Source organism: Paenibacillus sp. FSL R5-0519, from assembly GCF_037974275.1.
Lineage (GTDB): Bacteria > Bacillota > Bacilli > Paenibacillales > Paenibacillaceae > Paenibacillus.
Genome location: NZ_CP150234.1, coordinates 5,780,630 through 5,799,809, shown reverse-complemented (window position 1 = coordinate 5,799,809; position 19,180 = coordinate 5,780,630). Strand labels below are relative to the sequence as shown.

Genomic DNA, 19,180 nt, shown 5'->3' with positions numbered 1-19,180 from the left:
TATGCTTTTGACACATTGTATAGTTATGTTAGGTAATCTTACAATGTTTATATTTATCCAAAAAAACGTATACATCAATATTGATCGGTATAAAATCTTATTCATGCTTCTATTTACTTGATTACAGTAAAACTATTAATTATCCTTATGTAAAGAAATATGACATGAATTCGATATGTTGATTAAACATTAGATACAGAATGCGAGTAAGATTAGGGAATGGAGATCACAGAGCATACCTTTAGTGCGAGATGATATAATGAAAAGATAGGAATAAAAGAGACATAACGTTCTACCAGAGAGGAAGAGATATGAAGTGAAGACATTGGTGCTCGCAGAAAAACCATCTGTAGCACGCGAAATAGCCAGAGTTATGGGCGCGCGTGATAAACATAAAAGTTATATGGAAGGCCCGAAATATATCGTTACCTGGGCGCTGGGGCATCTGGTTGGATTAGCTGAGCCAGAGGATTACGATAAGAAGTATGCCACATGGAATCTGGAGGATTTGCCGATTCTGCCAGAGCGTACGAAACTGAAGGTACTGAAAGAGACCAACCATCAATATAAAGCCGTACAGCAGTTGATGAAACGTCAGGATGTGGGCGAGTTGGTCATTGCCACAGATGCGGCCCGTGAGGGTGAATTGCTGGCCCGTTGGATCATGCAGATGGCGGGGTGGAAAAAATCGTTCAAACGTCTATGGATTTCATCTCAGACAGATAAGGCGATCAAAGACGGATTTGCTTCGCTAAAGCCAGGCAGTCAGTTCGACCGTCTCTATGAATCAGCACGTTGCCGGGCAGAGGCCGACTGGATGATTGGACTTAACGTGACTCGTGCGCTAACTGTTCGTTTCAATGCGCAGTTGTCTGCTGGACGGGTGCAAACGCCGACCTTGGGCATGATTATGGATAGAGAAAATGAAATTAATGGGTTCCGCTCTCAGGAGTATGAGACGTTAACGGCAGATTTAGGCGATTTTCAGGCTGTGTGGCGGGCAGCAGGGGGAGATTCACGCATTTTCAACCCCCAAGAAATGCAAGAATTAAAGAAACGGGTAGACGGGCGCAAGGGCACGATTGCCCAGGTGAAGAAAAGCGAGAAAGTAGAGCCTCATCCACTGGCATATGATCTGACGGAGCTGCAAAGGGATGCCAACCGGAAATACGGTTTCTCTGCAAAGCAAACATCAAATGTCCTGCAACGTCTGTATGAACAGCACAAACTCGTAACGTACCCACGTACGGACAGCCGGTACCTGACTTCCGATATGACAGCTACATTGAAAGAACGTCTGGACAGTGTGGCCATTGGACCTTATGCGTCTTTGGCACGTCCCTTGCTGCGCAAAAATCTGAATATCACCAAACGTATTGTGGATGACAGCAAAGTGACCGATCACCATGCCATTATCCCCACGGAGCAAACGGTGCTTCTAAATCAATTGAACCCGGATGAACGCAAATTGTACGATCTGATCGTACGTCGTTTTATCAGCCTGTTCTATCCGGCAGCGAAGTATGATTCCGTTGCAATCACGGTTCAAGTGGGGAATGATTCCTTCCATGTCAAAGGTACAACGGTGAAAGAAAGTGGATGGCGCGAAGTATACGGCGGTGATTACAGCGATGATGACGATGACCGTGCTGACGATGCAGCAGACCATGAGCGCACTCTTTTGCCAGATGTGCAGCAAGGACAGTCCGTGACGGTTCAGCGTTGCCATATTAAAAGTGGACGGACGATGCCGCCCAAACGGTATACCGAAGCCGTTTTGCTTTCCCAGATGGAAAAGCATGGACTCGGCACTCCGGCTACACGAGCGGATATTATCGAGAAGCTGGTCAGTTCCGACACGATAGATCGTCAAGGCAATAGTATGCATCCAACTGGCAAAGGGAAACAGTTGATTGAACTGGCTGCCCCACAGCTACGTACACCGGATCTGACTGCTCGCTGGGAGGCTGAGTTGGAGCGAATTGCCCGTGGGCAAGGGAAACCGGGACCGTTCCTGGATGGTATCCGTTCAATGGCCAAAGAGCTGGTGTCTACGGTAAAAGGCAGCAAAGCGGAGTACAAGCCACATAATGTGTCGAATAGCCATTGCCCGGACTGTAATGCACGGCTGCTGGAGAAGAAGGGCAAGCGCGGCAAGTTTTTAGTATGTCCTACGGAGGACTGCGGGTATCGTCGTTCGGCAGAGAAAAGATTGTCCAATCGTCGTTGTGCGCAGTGCCACAAAAAGATGGAAATCAAAGAAGGCAAAGCGGGGCTATACGTGCAATGCTTACCTTGTGGTATTACAGAAACATTGAATAAGGACAAACAGCATGTGAACAAACGCGATCAGCAAAAACTCGTAAAACAATATGCGAAACAGGAGTCCATTGGGTCTAACCTCGGAGAGCTGTTGAAGGCGGCTATGGAGAAAAAGGGAGAGTAAAGCAAGCTCTGAGTTAGCGCAGATCGCATCCATCATGTACCGCTAGTTGCGAATAAATGGCGCTATGGAAAGTGATTACTGCGTGTGTACCTAATCATACATGTGAAGGGGTATAAGATCCTCTGTTTTCAGGCAACGTAAGCCAAGGAGGTGATACCCATATGCCGCACAACAAACCCGAAAAGATCCATAACCAGCAGAACAAAGACAGCATTAGGGAAGAAAACATCGATGTTCGTCCAGCCAAAGCAGCCAAAAGAGTACCCAGTCTGAACGGTATTCCCAAGCAGGAGTCCTAAAATTATCTAAACTGTCGATGTTAACGCGTGCCTCGCAGAATATTTGCGGTTCCCCACCGGTGCGTTGAACATGTCTCTAATGAGGACTATAATGGAGACAGGGAGATGTCCCGGGACAGGGGGATCGCTAGAATTATATGCAAACCGGACTTATATTGTGGTTTTTATTTATTAATGTAGTGGGTTATCTGGTGATGTCGGATGATAAGAGGCGTGCACAACAGCGTCGTGACCGTACACCCGAACGGACGTTATTCTTGCTTGCGTTTATTGGCGGTGCTTTGGGAGTCTGGATCGCGATGTATCGGAAAAGGCATAAGACCAAACATCCCAGCTTCACCATTGGCATTCCGTTGTTATTGTTCCTAAATGCGGTAATCTATGGTTACTTTATTCAATGAGCCATGGAACTCATGGTTAACCGATCATAGTATGGTCTCATATGTAAATTCATTCGTATAAATGGTTCATTGTGGCTCGGGAACGTTTAAGGAGTTATATGATTCTGTTAGTTGATTACATGTCAGACCGAAGCTTGCTTCGCGTGCTCTACATATAAAGGAAGGGACGGGATTCACATGTTATTTTCCAAAATTTTAGTGGCTTATGACGGTTCCAAAGCTTCAAATAAAGCACTTGATCGTGCGATTGAGTTAGCCAAAGTGTCCCCGAATGCAGTATTAGATGTCATCCATGCTTTTGATTTCCCGCGTGTATTCATCGGTGAGGGACTGGCTCCACTGCCACCTTCCCTTAATAATGATTACTACAATCTGGCGGTGCAGACAACAGATGAAGCGAAAGAACGACTTCAAACTGCCGGTGTAACGGCCAATGTGGATCTGATTCAAGGCGCGGCTGCGGAAGTGTTGCTTGATTTTGCCAAAGAAAATGATTCAGATATCATTATTATTGGTAGCCGTGGACTCGGTGGGATTCGTGAATTTGTCCTGGGTAGTGTCAGTCACAATGTGGTGCAGCATGCTCAGGTTCCAGTACTGATCGTAAAATAAGGGTGCAGTGTGTACACACTGAAAAGCAAGCAAGAAGCCGGTTGTCTTCGAGAGATTGAAGAGGAGCCGGCTTTCTTTTATGGGATGAAATGGATGTCTAAGTGAATTAAATGAAGCAATTCCCGAACATTATATTTGTCAATATGTTAAATGTTCGTCTTTAAGTTGACATTAGGTGTAGGGGATTGTTAGAATGTTAGATGTGTCGATCAGGTAAGAATAAGGTCGAGTAGGAACGAAATGTGTAACACTAGATTACCAAAATGAACGAAGATAGTTTGATAGATATTTGCTCGTATAACGCCGGGAATAGGGCCCGGAAGTATCTACCCGGGAACCGTAAATTTCCGGACTACGAGGAGATACGGCTGAGAGTCGCATGCAATCAGATGCGGACAGCAAGCCCCCTTTTGGCATGCCCAAATGAGGGATACGTATTTCTTGGAGTCCGGTGTCCGAAGAAAATGTGATGTTTTCGCGGGTAGCGGATTTTTTCATTTCACACGATAAGAGTTCCTTCATATCAGATGTAATCAAAAAAGCTCAGACGGGAGTTGGATGTATTCATGTCACTGCAAGTCGCTGTAATTATGGGCAGCAAGTCAGATTGGGAAACGATGAAGCATGCGTGCGAGGTGCTGGATGAACTGGAAATCGGATATGAGAAAAAGGTGGTCTCAGCCCATCGTACACCGGATTTGATGTTCGAATACGCAGAGCAAGCCATTGATCGGGGATTCAAGGTGATCATTGCAGGCGCAGGCGGGGCAGCACATCTACCCGGTATGGTCGCTTCCAAAACGATGCTTCCGGTCATTGGCGTTCCTGTTCAATCCAAAGCATTGAACGGTCTCGATTCCTTGTTGTCCATTGTTCAGATGCCTGGTGGTATTCCCGTCGCAACGGTGGCAATTGGCAAAGCAGGAGCAACGAATGCAGGACTGCTGGCAGCTCAAATGATCGGTGCTTTTGACCCGGATGTCCAACGTCGCTCTGAAGCTCGCAGGGAGCGCATTAAACAGGAAGTGCTCGAAAGCAGTGAAGAACTATGAGTAGAGCCGCGAACCAATCCGGCATGGCAGGAGAACTGAAAAATGTCCTGTTACCGGGGAAAACAACCATTGGTATTCTTGGAGGCGGACAGCTGGGACGTATGATGACGCTCGCAGGAACGGCAATGGGGTATCGATTTGTTACCCTTGATCCCGCTTCGGATGCGCCTTGTGGTCAAGTTGCTCGTCAGATTGAAGCGGGATATGACGATGCCAAAGCTGCGCTGGAACTGGCTCGGCAATGCGATGTTATTACGTATGAATTCGAAAATGTGGATGCAGAAGTCGCTGGACTGCTCGAGCGTGAGTCCTATGTTCCGCAAGGAAGTGCGTTGCTGTACACCACACAACATCGATTACGTGAAAAACGTGCAATTGAAGCCGCTGGAGTAAGAGTTGCGCCTTATCGCGAGATCACCAGTGCGGATACGATGCTTGCTGCTGTAAGTGAACTTGGCGTGCCTTGTGTACTGAAGACGGTGACTGGAGGTTACGATGGCAAAGGCCAGCGCGTAATTCGGGATGCGAATGAGGCTGTGGCTGCGTACGATGAGCTCGCAGCTACAGGTGCCGAACTGGTGTTGGAACAATTCATTAAGTTTGAATGCGAGATTTCGGTTGTTGTTGCGCGTAGTACCAATGGAGAGATCAAGACGTTCCCGCCAGCGGAGAACATTCATGTAAATAACGTTTTGCATGCTTCCATTGTACCGGCCAGAGTTGCCACTGACATCCAGATTGAAGCGCAAAAGCTGGCAGCAGCGGTGGCAGAATCAATGAAGGCTGTTGGATTGCTTGCTGTAGAACTGTTTGTAGCGGCGGATGGAAGACTGTACGTCAACGAACTGGCGCCAAGACCACATAATTCCGGTCACTATACGATGGAAGCTTGTGCGACTTCTCAGTTCGAACAACATATCCGTGCGATCTGCGGACTACCACTTGGGGACACTTCGTTATTGAGCCCGGTTGTTATGGTCAATGTGCTTGGAGAACACCTGGAAGGCATTATCGCCAGAACAGGGCAACCTGATGCAGAAGCGATAGAACTCGGTGTGATTCCCAAGCTTCACATATATGGTAAAACCGAAGCGAAAACAGGTCGTAAGATGGGACATGTGAATCTGCTTTGTCAGGATGTTGAAGAAGGATTGCAATGGATTGAACAAACTAACCTCTGGAGGAATACAAATTCATGATTGAACGTTATAGCAGACCCGAAATGAGAGCCATCTGGACCGAAGAGAACAAATTTCAATCGTGGCTGGAAGTTGAAATATGTGCATGTGAGGCGTGGGCTGAACTGGGTGTAATCCCTAAGGAAGAAGCAGCATTGCTTCGTCAGAACTCATCTTTTGACATCGACCGCATCTATGAGATTGAAAAGGAAACACGTCATGACGTAATCGCATTTACACGTACGGTATCTGAAAGTCTGGGTGCAGAGCGGAAATGGGTGCACTACGGACTGACTTCTACAGATGTCGTGGATACGGCTCTGGGATATGTACTGCGTCAAGCGAATGAGATTCTGGAGAAGGATATCGTGAATTTCATTGAAATTCTTCGTGAAAAAGCACTGACGTATCAGCACACACCAATGATGGGACGTACGCACGGGGTACATGCAGAGCCAACAACATTCGGACTGAAAATGGCGTTGTGGCATGAAGAGATGAAACGGAACCTGGAGCGTTTCCGTCATGCAGCAGACAATGTACAATACGGCAAAATCTCAGGTGCAGTAGGAACGTACGCGAACATCGATCCTTTTGTTGAAGAGTTTGTCTGCGAGAAGCTGGGCACGAAGCCTGCGCCAATCTCGACTCAAACATTGCAACGTGACCGTCACGCGGAGTATATGGCTACATTGGCGTTGATCGCAACGTCCCTGGACAAGTTCGCTACAGAGGTACGTGCACTTCAGAAGAGCGAATTCCGTGAAGTGGAAGAAGCTTTTGCAAAAGGTCAAAAAGGATCTTCCGCAATGCCGCACAAGCGTAACCCGATCGGCAGTGAAAACATCTCCGGCCTGTCCCGCGTCATTCGCGGACATATGGTATCAGCATACGAGAACGTAACGCTTTGGCATGAACGCGATATCTCGCACTCTTCTGTGGAACGTATCATTCTGCCGGATGCAACAATGCTGCTGAACTACATGCTCAACCGTTTTGGTAACATCGTGAAGAACCTGACGGTATTCCCTGAAAACATGAAACGTAACATGGAGCGTACCTACGGGGTACCATTCTCCGGTCGCATCATGACCAAGCTGATCGACAAAGGCTTCAGCCGCGAGCAAGCGTACGATACCGTTCAACCACGTGCGATGCAGGCATGGGAAGAACAACGTCAGTTCCAGGATATCGTGAAATCCACCCCGGAAATCACGGAAGTACTGAACGAAGAGGAAATCGCAGATGCATTCAACCCGTCATGGCACTTGAAGCACGTCGATACCATCTTCAAAAAGCTCGGCTTGAACGATTAATATATAACTCCCATAAGGCTACAGCACAGAATGATGGACTAGCAGGGAACGCAGAGGACAGAAATAAGCTGAAGAAGCGAAGCTAAAAGCTTTCTGAAAGAAAGCTACTTCGGAAGCATACGCTGCGCCTTTATCAAGCTTGGAACAAGTTTTCTAACTAAAGTATAGGTTGATTATGTGTTCACGCTGGAACGGAGAAGGCAGAAAAAACCTGAAGAAGCAAAGCGCTCGCCTTTATCACAGGATTTTCCCCTTTAGAAAGGGGATCAGAAAAATCCGGGGATAACAGCGATCGGAAGGTTCTTCTGCATTCGGAGTGGCCCGCGTGATGAGGGGAATTGAACTTATATTTTACATCTCCTGAAAGAAGGTGAACCCATGGCACTGTCCACTGCGGCAGATCTCGTTAAAGCACCTCTGTTATATAAAGGAAAAGTACGTGAATTGTACGATCTGGGTGAACATTTTCTGATTGTAGTTACCGACCGAATCTCGGCATTTGATTACGTGCTGGACCCGGCAGTTCCCGAGAAAGGAAACGTACTGAACAAGCTCAGCAGCTTCTGGTTTGAACTGACAGGCAGCATGATGGAGAATCACGTGATTCATACCGATGTGAACAAATTGGGTGATCTCGTCACAGACCCAGAATTGCTCAAAGACCGCATCATGGTAACCCGCAAAGCAGAACGCATTGATATTGAATGTGTCGTGCGTGGATACATCACTGGTGGTGGATGGAGACAATACGAGACGAGCGGTGAAGTCAATGGCATTAAACTGCCTGATGGACTTCGCAAGAACGCCAAGCTCGAAGTTCCCATTTTCACACCGGCAGCCAAAAATGATGTAGGACACGACGAGGACATCTCGATGGATCGCATGAAAGAACTCGTGGGCGAAGGACTTGCAATGGAGCTTCAGGAAAAAAGCCTGCGCTTGTACGAATTCGCGCGTGATTATTGTGATCAGCGTGGCATCATTCTGGCAGACTGCAAATTCGAGTTCGGCATCGTGGATGGCAAGGTCATTCTGATTGACGAAATCTTCACCCCAGATGCTTCACGCTTCTGGGCCAAAGAGAATTATGAACTCGACATCGAGATCGATAGCATGGATAAAGAGCCAGTCCGCACCTATCTTGCAGGAACGGATTGGGACAAGAACAGCAAACCGGATCCACTCCCGCAAGCCGTAGTTGAAGCAACAACCGCCAGATATGTCGATATTTATAACCGTCTAACGGCACAATAAATAAAATTGTTTTCACTTAATGGTCAGTCTCGACCATTACACACCGTGCAACGTAAAAAGGTTTAGGCCTTTAAAAAACGTCGCATGGACTAGCGGAGGGGCGGAATTGTTCTTAAAGGAGCGATAGCGTTCGCCTTTGTCCCCGGGTTTTGACCGCAGAGCGGGCCAAAACAATCCAAAAAACCTGGGGACAACAAGCGACCGGAAGAACAATCCGCCCCGGAGCAAGCACCACTGCCCCACCTTTTAACAGCATAAAGCATTTATCCCGTTCATTACTGAGGAGGAACATAAGGATCATGATCAAAGCAACCGTATATGTCACTATTAAGCAAAGCGTACTCGACCCGCAAGGCGTAGCTGTTCAAGGAGCCCTGCATTCCATGGGATTCAACGAAGTGGAAAGTGTACGGATCGGTAAAGTCATGGAACTCAACCTGGATACAACAGATCGTGCGGAAGCGGAGAAACGATTGAAAGTCATGTGTGAAAAGCTGCTGGCCAACACCGTTGTTGAAGATTACCGCTACGAATTGGAGGGTTAATCTCATGAAATTTGCAGTTCTTGTGTTCCCTGGCTCCAACTGCGACATCGACTGTTACAAGGCAGTGGAAGATGCGATTGGACAAGAGGTAGATTATGTATGGCACACGGCTACAGATCTTTCGGCTTATGATTGTATTTTGGTTCCGGGTGGTTTTTCTTACGGGGACTACCTGCGTTGCGGAGCGATTTCCCGCTTTGCACCGGTAATGAACGAGGTAGCGAAAGCTGCTGAACAAGGTAAATATATTTTGGGCATTTGCAACGGATTCCAGATCCTGACGGAAGCGGGATTGCTTCCAGGTGCATTAATCCGTAACACTTCCCTGAAATTCCGTTGTCACGATACGGTATTGAAAGTGGCAAATGCAGATACACCATTTACACGTGATTATGCACCGGGCGAAGAGATTATCATCCCGATTGCTCACGGTGAAGGCAACTATTATTGCGACGAGGAGACGCTCGCGAGTCTGCAAGCGAACAACCAGATCGTATTTACGTATGGTACGAACCCGAATGGTTCTCTGGGTGATATCGCGGGAATCTGCAACGAGGGTGGAAATGTGGTTGGCATGATGCCGCATCCAGAGCGTGCAGTGGATTCACTGCTAGGTTCGGAAGACGGCAAACGTATGTTTACATCTATTTTGAAAGCATGGAGGGATCGGCATGACGCAGCAGCTATCCGCTAAGGAACCGACAGCAGAACAGGTCGCAGAACATAAACTTTACGCACAGATGGGCGTGTCTGACAGCGAGTATGAGCTGATCTGTGAGTTCATGGGCCGCAAGCCAAATTACACGGAAATCGGTGTATTCAGCGTAATGTGGTCTGAGCACTGCGCATACAAAAACTCCAAACCGCTCTTGCGTCGTTTCCCGACAAGCGGCCCTCGTGTCCTGATGGGACCTGGTGAAGGTGCCGGAATCGTGGATATCGGTGATAATCAGGCCGTTGTTTTCAAAATTGAAAGCCATAACCACCCTTCCGCGGTAGAACCTTATCAAGGAGCGGCGACAGGTGTGGGCGGCATTATCCGTGATATTTTCTCCATGGGTGCAAGACCGGTAGCACTTCTGAACTCCCTTCGTTTCGGTAAGCTGGAGAGCGATCGTGTTAAATATCTGTTCGAACATGTTGTAGCAGGTATTGCTGGATACGGGAACTGTATCGGTATTCCTACCGTTGCGGGCGAAGTGATGTTTGATGAGAGCTATGAAGGCAATCCGCTCGTTAACGCGATGTGTGTGGGTCTGATTGATCATGACAAGATTCAACGCGGTGTAGCCAAAGGTGTAGGTAACCCGGTTTATTATGTAGGGCCACCAACAGGTCGTGACGGTATCCACGGTGCAACGTTTGCATCCGTTGAGCTGACAGAAGAATCCGAGTCCCAACGGACAGCGGTTCAGGTCGGTGACCCGTTCATGGAGAAACTGGTGATGGAATCCTGTCTGGAATTGATCGACACGGGCATCGTGCTTGGAATTCAGGATATGGGTGCTGCGGGTCTGACATGTTCAAGTGCAGAGATGGCAAGTAAAGCGGGTAACGGTCTGGAATTGTATCTGGATCAGGTGCCACAACGTGAAGAAGGTATGACACCTTACGAGATGATGCTGTCCGAGTCTCAGGAGCGTATGTTGTTCGTCGTTGAGCCCAAGGATGAAGCGCAGGCGATGGAAATCTTTGAACGTTGGGGCGTAATCTGTGCCAAAGTTGGTAAAGTAACGGATGACGGTCGTCTGAAATTGATCCACCATGGCGAAGTGGTAGGGGATATGCCAGTAACAGCACTGGTTGACGAATGTCCAGTGTATGACAAGCCATCTTCTGTACCTGCGTACTATGAGCAAAGTGCTTCCATCGACACGCTTCGTTACGACGAAGTGTCGGATCTCGGCGGAGCGCTGAAACAAGTACTGGCTTCACCAACGGTTGCAAGTAAGAAATGGGTGTATGATCAATACGACTACATGGTGCGTACAAGTACTGCCGTTCGTCCAGGGTCGGATGCAGCCGTAGTTACGATTCGTGGCACACGCAAAGGTCTCGCAATGACAACGGACTGTAATGGACGTTATGTGTACCTTGATCCTGAAGTTGGTGGACGGATTGCCGTGAGTGAAGCTGCGCGTAACATTGTATGTTCCGGTGCAGAGCCGCTGGCGATCACGGACAACCTGAACTTCGGTAACCCGGAGAAACCGGATATTTTCTGGCAAATGGAGAAAGCGGTAGACGGTATGGCAGAAGCTTGCCGTGTGCTGGATACGCCGGTCATCGGTGGTAACGTAAGTCTGTACAATGAAAACGCCAAAGGCTCCATCTATCCAACGCCAGTAGTCGGTATGGTAGGTCTCGTTCATGATACGGATCATATCACGACACAAGCATTCAAATCCGAAGGTGATGTGATCATCCTCCTCGGTGAGACCAAAGCTGAACTCGGCGGCAGCGAGCTGCAATACGCCGTTCATGGTCAGACGGAAGGCCGTCCGCCAGAACTGAACTTGCAAACGGAAAAAGCGTTGCTTAGCACGGTGCTTGAAGCTATTCAATCCGGTCTCGTTCGCTCGGCGCATGACTTGTCTGAAGGTGGCCTGGCTGTAGCACTTGCAGAATCATGTATCAGCGGTAATGTAGGCGCACAGGTGAATGTGGAGACTGCACTGCGTGCAGATCACGCCCTGTTCAGTGAGAGCCAATCCCGTATCTTGTTGTCGGCTACGCCAGAGCAAGCGGGTAAACTTGAAGCATTTGTACGTGAGCGCGGTGTACCTGTAGCTGTGATTGGACGTGTAGAAGGAAGTAACCTGACGATTGAACTGAACGGAACATCAGCCGTGAGCGAACCTGTAGGAGGTTTGGCTCAGGTCTGGGAGGATGCGATTCCATGTCTCATGAACTGATGACAGGACCGTTGTGGACAGGCGATTATTATAATGAAGGGTCCGGCAAGGAAGGACTCGACAAATTGAAGGAAGAATGCGGCGTGTTCGGGGTGTTCAGACACCCTGACGCGGCTTCACTCTCCTATTATGGATTGCATGCGCTGCAACATCGGGGCGAAGAAAGTGCAGGCATGTGTGTGTGTGATGGCAGCCAGTTCAACTATCACCGCGGAATGGGTCTGGTGAAGGAAGTATTCACCAAAGACCTGATGCAGACATTAACCGGCGATATTTCCATTGGACATGTCCGGTATTCTACAAGTGGTGACAGTAAACTGACGAACGCCCAGCCATTGGTATTCAAATACCGTGATGGTGATCTGGCAGTAGCAACCAACGGTAACATTGTAAATGCACCAACGATTCGGCGTGAGCTGGAGCAGAGCGGTTCCATTTTCCAAACAACAAGTGATACCGAGGTTATTGCGCATCTGATTGCACGTTCCTCCAAAGGGCTTGTGGAAGCAGCAAAAGAGGCATTCCAGCGTATTGTTGGTGGTTATGCGTTTCTGATCATGACCAACGATAAGTTGCTCGTGGCTTCCGATCCACACGGACTACGTCCGCTGACGATGGGTAAGCTGGGAGAGGCGTATCTGTTTGCATCCGAGACTTGTGCACTGGAAACAATCGGCGCAGAGTTAATTCGTGATATTGAACCCGGTGAACTGCTTGTGCTGGATGCAGATGGACTGCATGAAGATCGCTTCGATCATCATAAACACCGCAAGGCATTATGTGCGATGGAATATATATATTTTGCTCGTCCAGATAGTGATATGAACGGTGCGAATCAACATGCAGCCCGTAAACGGATGGGAAGCCGCATGGCGATTGAGTCGTTTGTAGATGCGGACTTGGTTACGGGGGTACCAGATTCCAGTATCTCAGCGGCCATTGGTTATGCGGAGCAAACGGGTATTCCGTATGAGATGGGTATGATCAAGAACAAATACACCGGACGTACGTTTATCCAACCAAGCCAGGAATTGCGGGAGCAGGGTGTGAAGATGAAGCTGAGCGCAGTGCGTCGTGTTGTAGAAGGCAAACGTGTGGTCATGATTGACGACTCGATTGTACGGGGAACGACCTCCCGCCGGATCGTGAACATGCTGCGTGATGCAGGAGCAACGGAAGTTCATGTACGCATTACATCGCCACCTTTCAAAAACCCTTGTTTCTATGGCATCGATACACCGGACAGCCGCGAATTGATCGCTTCACAGCTGTCGGTGGAAGAGATCTGCCGTGAAATTAATGCGGATTCTCTGTCGTTCCTCAGTCCGGATGGACTGATTGCATCCATTCAGGGAGATAATCAGGATGATCCCAAGGGCGGGCTTTGCCTCGCATGTTTTGATAATGATTACCCAACCCGCCTCGACTTTGGCGGCGAAGAAAAATTCGGCTGCAGCTGTTAATCCATGCAGATGAGAAAGAATTATAACGAAGGTGACGTGTTCCTGATTCCGATGAAGGATGGCCGATTTGCGGTATGCCAGGTGGTATGCGCGCTTAAAGACCGTTTCAAAAAGGCATTTTCGTTCGGCGTGATGAGCATTCAGCGTGACGAAACCGTAAGTTTGGAAGATGGTGATTTTCTCTTCTATTCCTTTGGAAAGCGTAGAACCAACATCATATTTACTTCTCCGGTCAATATCCGAAACGGATCGTGGAGGATTGTGGGTAACACACCTTTGACGCCCGAAAAGGAAAAGCTGAAAGTGTTTCAGTGTGCCGGACATTTATACCGCGGTGATGAGTACATTCGTAACCTCCCGATAGAAGAGTATAGTCAGTTTAATACACTCGGCGTAGCCGGATTTGAATTGGTACAAAACCATCTGTTAGAGATGGAGCAAGGATAGGTAGGTTGGACTTAACATTGACACGATAAAATCTGGAGATAACGGCAATCGAAAGGTTGTCCAGTCATCGAAGGGGGACGTGTTAATACGCTGGTTCAATTTTATAAGATATGAAGGGTGTGATGGTTGTGTCCGAAGCATATAAAAAGGCCGGCGTCGATATCGCGGCAGGTAATGAAGCGGTTGAACGGATGAAAAAACACGTGAAGCGTACCTTCCGTCCGGAAGTGATGACAGATCTGGGTGGATTCGGTGCCCTGTTCGGTTTGAACAAAGATAAATACGATGAGCCAGTGCTTGTATCGGGTACGGATGGCGTAGGCACCAAGCTGAAAATTGCATTTGCGATGGATCGTCACGATACCATCGGAATCGACGCGGTAGCCATGTGTGTGAACGACATTGTGGTACAGGGTGCAGAACCACTCTTCTTCCTTGACTATCTGGCTTGTGACAAAGTTATCCCTGAGAAGATCGAAGCTATTGTTGCAGGTATCGCTGAAGGCTGTCATCAATCGGGTTGTGCGCTGATCGGCGGCGAGACGGCAGAGATGCCGGGCATGTACAGTGAAGGCGAATACGACATTGCCGGATTCACGGTAGGCATCGTGGACAAAGCGAAGATCATCAACGGTACAACCATCGCCCCTGGCGACACAGTGATAGGATTGGCTTCGAGCGGTGTTCACAGTAACGGATTCTCATTGGTGCGCAGACTTTTGTTGGAAGATGCGGGACTTAATCTGCATGATGAAGTAGCGGAACTGGGCGGTAAGCTGGGGGATTCTCTGCTGGAACCTACGAAGATCTATGTTAAACCCCTGTTGTCCCTGCTGGAAAAGGTGAAAGTAAAAGGCATGGCACACATTACAGGTGGTGGCTTCATCGAGAATATCCCACGTATGTTGCCGAGCAACGTGAATGTGGATATTAACTACGGCTCTTGGCCGATCCTGCCGATCTTCAACCTGTTACAGGAAAAAGGATCTGTCTCGAACCGTGACATGTTCACCACATTTAACATGGGTGTTGGGCTTGTACTGGTTGTTAATGAAGCAGATGCAACGGAAGCACTGCAACAACTGAAAGCATCTGGTGAAGAAGCATACATCATTGGACGTGTTACTGAAGGAGATGCGCGAGTAACCTTCACGGGAGCGGATGTTTAATGGCGAATTACCGCATAGCTGTATTTGCCTCGGGTGAAGGGACTAACTTTCAGTCATTGGTCGATGCAGTACGGAACGGTGGGCTGAATGCATCCGTAGATCTGCTCGTGTGTGATAAACCGTCTGCACGTGTTGTGCAGCGGGCACAGGATGCAGGCGTGGATTGTCATCTGTTTACTCCGAAAAATTATGCTTCCCGTGAAGCCTATGAGGCTGAGATCGTGGAAGTGCTAGAATCCAAAGAGATCGACTTGGTCGTTCTTGCCGGATATATGAGATTGTTGACTTCGGTTGTGGTGGATCGTTACGCAGGGCGGTTGATTAACATTCATCCGTCCTTGCTGCCGGCATTTGCAGGCAAGGATGCGATTGGACAAGCACTTGAGTATGGTGTGAAGGTGACAGGCGTGACTGTGCATTTCGTAGATGGAGGTATGGATACTGGCCCGATTATTGCCCAGCATCCGGTTCCCATTCTGCCACAGGATACGCCTGAGTCAATCAGCCGATCCATCCATGCAGCCGAACAGCAGCTATATCCTGAGGTTGTTTCCTGGTTCGCTCAAGGTCTGGTTCATTTAGATGGTCGTCACGTCACGGTTAACAAACCGGTTTGATATAAGTTGAAATTTTTTTACACGTTAACGGAGAGGACAGAAAAAACCTGAAAAAGCGAAGCGTTCGCCTTTATAACCGGATTTTCCCTTTAAAAAAAGGGAATCAAAAAATCTGGGGATAACAGCGATTAGAAGGTTGTTCTGTCATCGGAGTGTCCCGTGTAAACATCTTGGTTCAACTTGTATAACAGAAGTCGAATATTGGTACGCATTTTGTGATATTTCTCGGGAAATAAATCGGCTGTGTTTCGTCAGGAAACGCGAAGCCATGGGACATTAAAGGAGGAGCATATTGTGAGTATCAAAAGAGCGCTGGTCAGCGTATGGGATAAAACAGGCATCGTGGACTTTTGCCGCGAGCTGTCGCAAATGGGTGTGGAGATTATTTCGACAGGAGGTACAAGCAGCCTGTTGTCGAAGGAAGGCGTACCTGTCATCGGAATTTCGGATGTGACCGGATTCCCGGAAATTATGGACGGACGTGTCAAAACATTGCATCCGGCAGTGCATGGTGGGTTGCTGGCTGTTCGTGACAGCGAAGAGCATAAGCGCCAGATGGAAGAGAACGGACTGGATTATATCGACCTCGTTGTCGTTAACCTGTATCCCTTCCAAGATACTATCGCTAAACCCGATGTGACGTACGAAGACGCGATCGAGAACATTGATATCGGTGGTCCTACCATGCTTCGTTCTGCTGCCAAAAACCATGCTTTTGTTAGTGTCGTTGTTGACACAGCAGATTATGGGCAGGTGCTTGAAGAAGTTCGCAGCAATGGAGATACCACTCTCGAAACACGCAAACGGCTTGCGGCAAAAGTGTTCCGTCATACGGCGGCTTACGATGCAGTTATTTCTGACTATCTCTCCAACCTGAACGGTGATCCGTTGCCAGAGCGTCTGACGGTTACTTACGAAAAACTCCAGGATTTGCGTTACGGCGAAAATCCACATCAGCAGGCGGCATTCTACCGCAAACCGCTGGCTGCTCAAGATACATTGACAACAGCGGAGCAATTGCATGGCAAAGAGTTGTCTTACAATAACATCAACGATGCGAACGCAGCATTGCAAATTGTGAAAGAATTTGAAGAGCCTGCGGTTGTCGCGGTTAAACATATGAACCCATGCGGCGTAGGCATTGGCGCAAGTATCTATGAAGCTTACAGCAAGGCATATGCTGCAGATCCAACGTCCATCTTTGGTGGAATTGTGGCAGCCAACCGCATTATCGATAGCGATACAGCGGGCAAATTGAGCGAGATTTTCCTGGAAATCGTGCTTGCTCCTGACTTTACGCAAGAGGCACTCGATATCCTGACGAAGAAGAAAAACATTCGTTTGCTCAAAACGGGTGAACTGAACGCTGCTCGTAAACGGGAGAGCCAATTCGTGGTAACTTCCATCGACGGTGGTATGATCGTGCAGCAGTCCGATGTACATTCCATCGAAGCGAGCGAACTGAACGTGGTAACGGATCGTGCACCATCGGAAGAAGAACTGAAACAGCTGTTGTTCGGCTGGAAAGTAGTTAAACACGTGAAATCCAACGCGATTGTACTGGCTTCGAATGATATGACAGTAGGTGTGGGCGCTGGACAAATGAATCGTGTGGGTGCGGCCAAAATTGCGATTGAGCAAGCGGGCGAGCAAGCAAAAGGTGCTATTCTGGCATCCGATGCGTTCTTCCCAATGGGTGATACGCTGGAACTGGCAGCAAAAGCCGGCATTACAGCGGTAATTCAACCTGGCGGTTCGATCAAAGATGAAGAATCCATCAAAGTAGCCAATGAATACGGAATTGCCATGGTCTTCACAGGCGTTCGTCACTTCAAACACTAGAACGAAAAAGGTTTAATAAGGGGTGTCGCCTGTCATGTTAATGACTTATGGTACACCCCCTCTTTTTTAGGTTTTTAACACGCAATAGCGTAACAAATTCAGTTATGTACGGAGGGGAACAGAACGAATGGATATTCTGGTAGTAGGCGGCGGTGGCCGGGAACATGCAATCATCTGGGCGCTGGCGAAGAGTCCAAAGGTAGACAAGATTCACTGTGCACCGGGAAATGCAGGCATTGCTCAGCTGGCTGAGTGTCATGCCATTGCGGTAAATGAATTCGATAAACTAACGGCTCTTGCTGTAGAGCTTAAAGTAGGTCTGGTGGTTATTGGCCCGGATGATCCGTTGGCGGATGGAATCGTGGATGCATTTGATTCTACAGGTATTCCGGTATTTGGACCTCGTCGCAATGCAGCAGAGATCGAGGGAAGTAAAACGTTTATGAAGGATCTGCTGCACAAATACAACATTCCAACCGCAGCCTATGAGAAATTCGACAATTACGAACAGGCTCAAGCATACCTGAATGAGCAAGCCATTCCGGTTGTCATCAAGGCAGATGGACTGGCAGCGGGCAAAGGAGTGACGGTAGCTTATTCCCGTGATGAGGCTGATCAGGCACTTCGCAGCATCATGGTGGATAAAGTGTTTGGTGAAGCAGGAGCGAAAGTGATCATCGAGGAATTCCTTGCAGGGCAGGAAATGTCCATTCTGGCTTTTGTCGATGGGGAGACCGTTCGTCCGATGGCCGCAGCACAGGATCACAAACCCGTATTCGACAATGATCAGGGGCCAAACACAGGCGGTATGGGGACATATTCACCATTGCCACATATCCCGGCTTCCATTATTGAGGAAGCCGTGGAGACGATCATCAAACCAACGGCTAAAGCAATGGTGTCCGAGGGACGTCCATTCCAGGGTGTACTGTTTGCCGGACTGATGATCTCGCCCGATGGCAAACCCAAAACGATTGAGTTCAACGCACGTTTCGGTGATCCGGAAACACAAGTGGTTTTGCCACGTTTGAAGAGTGATTTGTTTGAGATCTTCTGGGCCACTGTTCATGGCAAGCTGGCCGATATTGAGATTGAATGGAGCGATGAAGCCGCTGTATGTGTGGTACTTGCTTCAGGTGGATATCCGGGTCCTTATGCCAAAGGTGTAGTCATTGAAGGACTGGATCATGTGGATGATGCGGTTGTATTCCACGCAGGTACAGCGCGTAATGAAGCAGGAGACTGGGTCACCAACGGTGGACGGATTCTGGGCGTTGTGGGCCTTGGTGCTGATATTGCCGAAGCTAGAAACAAAGCCTATGCACAGGCGGAGCATATCCAATTCGATGGCAAACATCAGCGGACGGATATTGCTGCTAAAGCACTGGTATAGAATGAACAAAGAGTCCGTAAAGATGTGTGCCGGAAAGGTATTTGCATCCTGCGGGCTCTTTGCTTCGTATATAGATGTATCTTGTGTAAACGATCGGACTTGTCCATAGGTGAAGGATAGGGGAAAGAGACGAAACAGGATTAAACCTGGATGTTCAGGTATGTTTAATGCCCTGAGGTACAGGGTAGTATTTTTAGAAATTGGACTATACTAAACTTGTGAACAATATCA

General features: G+C 48.3%; 17 protein-coding genes and 1 riboswitch. All 17 genes read left to right on the top strand.

Translation table 11 applies throughout. From position 1 onward, the window contains the following. Positions 1-316: 316 nt before the first annotated feature. The 17 genes from MKY73_RS26030 (at position 317) to purD (ending at position 18,949) form a co-directional block, all read left to right on the top strand. Positions 317-2,446: a DNA topoisomerase III gene (locus tag MKY73_RS26030; protein ID WP_339304186.1), complete on the top strand. Its 2,130-nt coding sequence runs from the start codon at positions 317-319 to the stop codon at positions 2,444-2,446. Between the two features lie 161 nt (positions 2,447-2,607). Further along, complete coding sequence (locus MKY73_RS26025) at positions 2,608-2,745, top strand: hypothetical protein (RefSeq protein ID WP_278296959.1); 138 nt, start codon at positions 2,608-2,610, stop codon at positions 2,743-2,745. Between the two features lie 137 nt (positions 2,746-2,882). Beyond that, positions 2,883-3,146, top strand: a complete 264-nt coding sequence (locus MKY73_RS26020) for a DUF1294 domain-containing protein (protein ID WP_017690702.1) — start codon at positions 2,883-2,885, stop codon at positions 3,144-3,146. Between the two features lie 177 nt (positions 3,147-3,323). Beyond that, entirely contained in the window at positions 3,324-3,758 is a 435-nt protein-coding gene (locus tag MKY73_RS26015; RefSeq protein WP_278296957.1) for a universal stress protein, read from the top strand. A gap of 273 nt (positions 3,759-4,031) precedes the next feature. Beyond that, a riboswitch (purine riboswitch) is annotated at positions 4,032-4,133 on the top strand. A gap of 191 nt (positions 4,134-4,324) precedes the next feature. Continuing rightward, a complete protein-coding gene (purE, locus tag MKY73_RS26010; RefSeq protein ID WP_105602018.1) occupies positions 4,325-4,810 on the top strand; it encodes a 5-(carboxyamino)imidazole ribonucleotide mutase in 486 nt (161 codons plus the stop codon). Then, positions 4,807-6,009, top strand: a complete 1,203-nt coding sequence (purK, locus tag MKY73_RS26005) for a 5-(carboxyamino)imidazole ribonucleotide synthase (protein ID WP_339304183.1) — start codon at positions 4,807-4,809, stop codon at positions 6,007-6,009. Before purE ends, purK begins: the two co-directional genes overlap by 4 nt. After that, positions 6,006-7,304 carry an adenylosuccinate lyase gene (gene purB / locus MKY73_RS26000; protein ID WP_339304181.1) on the top strand — a complete coding sequence of 433 codons (1,299 nt, stop codon included), beginning with the start codon at positions 6,006-6,008 and terminating at the stop codon, positions 7,302-7,304. Before purK ends, purB begins: the two co-directional genes overlap by 4 nt. A gap of 378 nt (positions 7,305-7,682) precedes the next feature. Further along, a complete protein-coding gene (locus MKY73_RS25995; protein WP_339304179.1) occupies positions 7,683-8,558 on the top strand; it encodes a phosphoribosylaminoimidazolesuccinocarboxamide synthase in 876 nt (291 codons plus the stop codon). A gap of 299 nt (positions 8,559-8,857) precedes the next feature. After that, positions 8,858-9,103 (top strand): phosphoribosylformylglycinamidine synthase subunit PurS, encoded by a 246-nt coding sequence (gene purS, locus MKY73_RS25990; protein ID WP_017690695.1) that lies wholly within the window; start codon positions 8,858-8,860, stop codon positions 9,101-9,103. Positions 9,104-9,107: 4 nt separating this feature from the next. Then, a complete protein-coding gene (purQ, locus tag MKY73_RS25985) occupies positions 9,108-9,797 on the top strand; it encodes a phosphoribosylformylglycinamidine synthase subunit PurQ (RefSeq protein ID WP_124118546.1) in 690 nt (229 codons plus the stop codon). Continuing rightward, a complete protein-coding gene (gene purL / locus MKY73_RS25980; RefSeq protein WP_339304177.1) occupies positions 9,775-12,018 on the top strand; it encodes a phosphoribosylformylglycinamidine synthase subunit PurL in 2,244 nt (747 codons plus the stop codon). Before purQ ends, purL begins: the two co-directional genes overlap by 23 nt. Continuing rightward, positions 12,003-13,481, top strand: a complete 1,479-nt coding sequence (purF, locus tag MKY73_RS25975) for an amidophosphoribosyltransferase (RefSeq protein WP_339304175.1) — start codon at positions 12,003-12,005, stop codon at positions 13,479-13,481. Before purL ends, purF begins: the two co-directional genes overlap by 16 nt. Positions 13,482-13,484: 3 nt before the next feature. Continuing rightward, positions 13,485-13,928: an immunity 26/phosphotriesterase HocA family protein gene (locus MKY73_RS25970; protein ID WP_339304173.1), complete on the top strand. Its 444-nt coding sequence runs from the start codon at positions 13,485-13,487 to the stop codon at positions 13,926-13,928. Between the two features lie 128 nt (positions 13,929-14,056). After that, positions 14,057-15,097 carry a phosphoribosylformylglycinamidine cyclo-ligase gene (purM, locus tag MKY73_RS25965; RefSeq protein WP_339304171.1) on the top strand — a complete coding sequence of 347 codons (1,041 nt, stop codon included), beginning with the start codon at positions 14,057-14,059 and terminating at the stop codon, positions 15,095-15,097. Then, positions 15,097-15,714, top strand: a complete 618-nt coding sequence (purN, locus tag MKY73_RS25960) for a phosphoribosylglycinamide formyltransferase (RefSeq protein ID WP_339304169.1) — start codon at positions 15,097-15,099, stop codon at positions 15,712-15,714. Before purM ends, purN begins: the two co-directional genes overlap by 1 nt. Positions 15,715-16,008: 294 nt before the next feature. Next, the gene (gene purH, locus MKY73_RS25955; protein WP_339239487.1) at positions 16,009-17,556 is read left to right on the top strand and encodes a bifunctional phosphoribosylaminoimidazolecarboxamide formyltransferase/IMP cyclohydrolase; all 1,548 of its coding nucleotides are present in this window, start codon (positions 16,009-16,011) and stop codon (positions 17,554-17,556) included. A 127-nt stretch (positions 17,557-17,683) separates the two neighbouring features. Further along, complete coding sequence (gene purD / locus MKY73_RS25950; RefSeq protein WP_339304168.1) at positions 17,684-18,949, top strand: phosphoribosylamine--glycine ligase; 1,266 nt, start codon at positions 17,684-17,686, stop codon at positions 18,947-18,949. The last annotated feature ends 231 nt before the right edge of the window (positions 18,950-19,180 follow it).

Coding starts and splice junctions, on each gene's coding strand:
- MKY73_RS26025 (WP_278296959.1), top strand. CDS start 2,608: ATGCCGCACAACAAACCCGAAAAGATCCATAACCAGCAGAACAAAGAC.
- purB (WP_339304181.1), top strand. CDS start 6,006: ATGATTGAACGTTATAGCAGACCCGAAATGAGAGCCATCTGGACCGAA.
- purE (WP_105602018.1), top strand. CDS start 4,325: ATGTCACTGCAAGTCGCTGTAATTATGGGCAGCAAGTCAGATTGGGAA.
- MKY73_RS26020 (WP_017690702.1), top strand. CDS start 2,883: ATGCAAACCGGACTTATATTGTGGTTTTTATTTATTAATGTAGTGGGT.
- purS (WP_017690695.1), top strand. CDS start 8,858: ATGATCAAAGCAACCGTATATGTCACTATTAAGCAAAGCGTACTCGAC.
- purF (WP_339304175.1), top strand. CDS start 12,003: ATGTCTCATGAACTGATGACAGGACCGTTGTGGACAGGCGATTATTAT.
- MKY73_RS26015 (WP_278296957.1), top strand. CDS start 3,324: ATGTTATTTTCCAAAATTTTAGTGGCTTATGACGGTTCCAAAGCTTCA.
- purL (WP_339304177.1), top strand. CDS start 9,775: ATGACGCAGCAGCTATCCGCTAAGGAACCGACAGCAGAACAGGTCGCA.
- MKY73_RS25970 (WP_339304173.1), top strand. CDS start 13,485: ATGCAGATGAGAAAGAATTATAACGAAGGTGACGTGTTCCTGATTCCG.
- purN (WP_339304169.1), top strand. CDS start 15,097: ATGGCGAATTACCGCATAGCTGTATTTGCCTCGGGTGAAGGGACTAAC.
- MKY73_RS25995 (WP_339304179.1), top strand. CDS start 7,683: ATGGCACTGTCCACTGCGGCAGATCTCGTTAAAGCACCTCTGTTATAT.
- purQ (WP_124118546.1), top strand. CDS start 9,108: ATGAAATTTGCAGTTCTTGTGTTCCCTGGCTCCAACTGCGACATCGAC.
- purD (WP_339304168.1), top strand. CDS start 17,684: ATGGATATTCTGGTAGTAGGCGGCGGTGGCCGGGAACATGCAATCATC.
- purK (WP_339304183.1), top strand. CDS start 4,807: ATGAGTAGAGCCGCGAACCAATCCGGCATGGCAGGAGAACTGAAAAAT.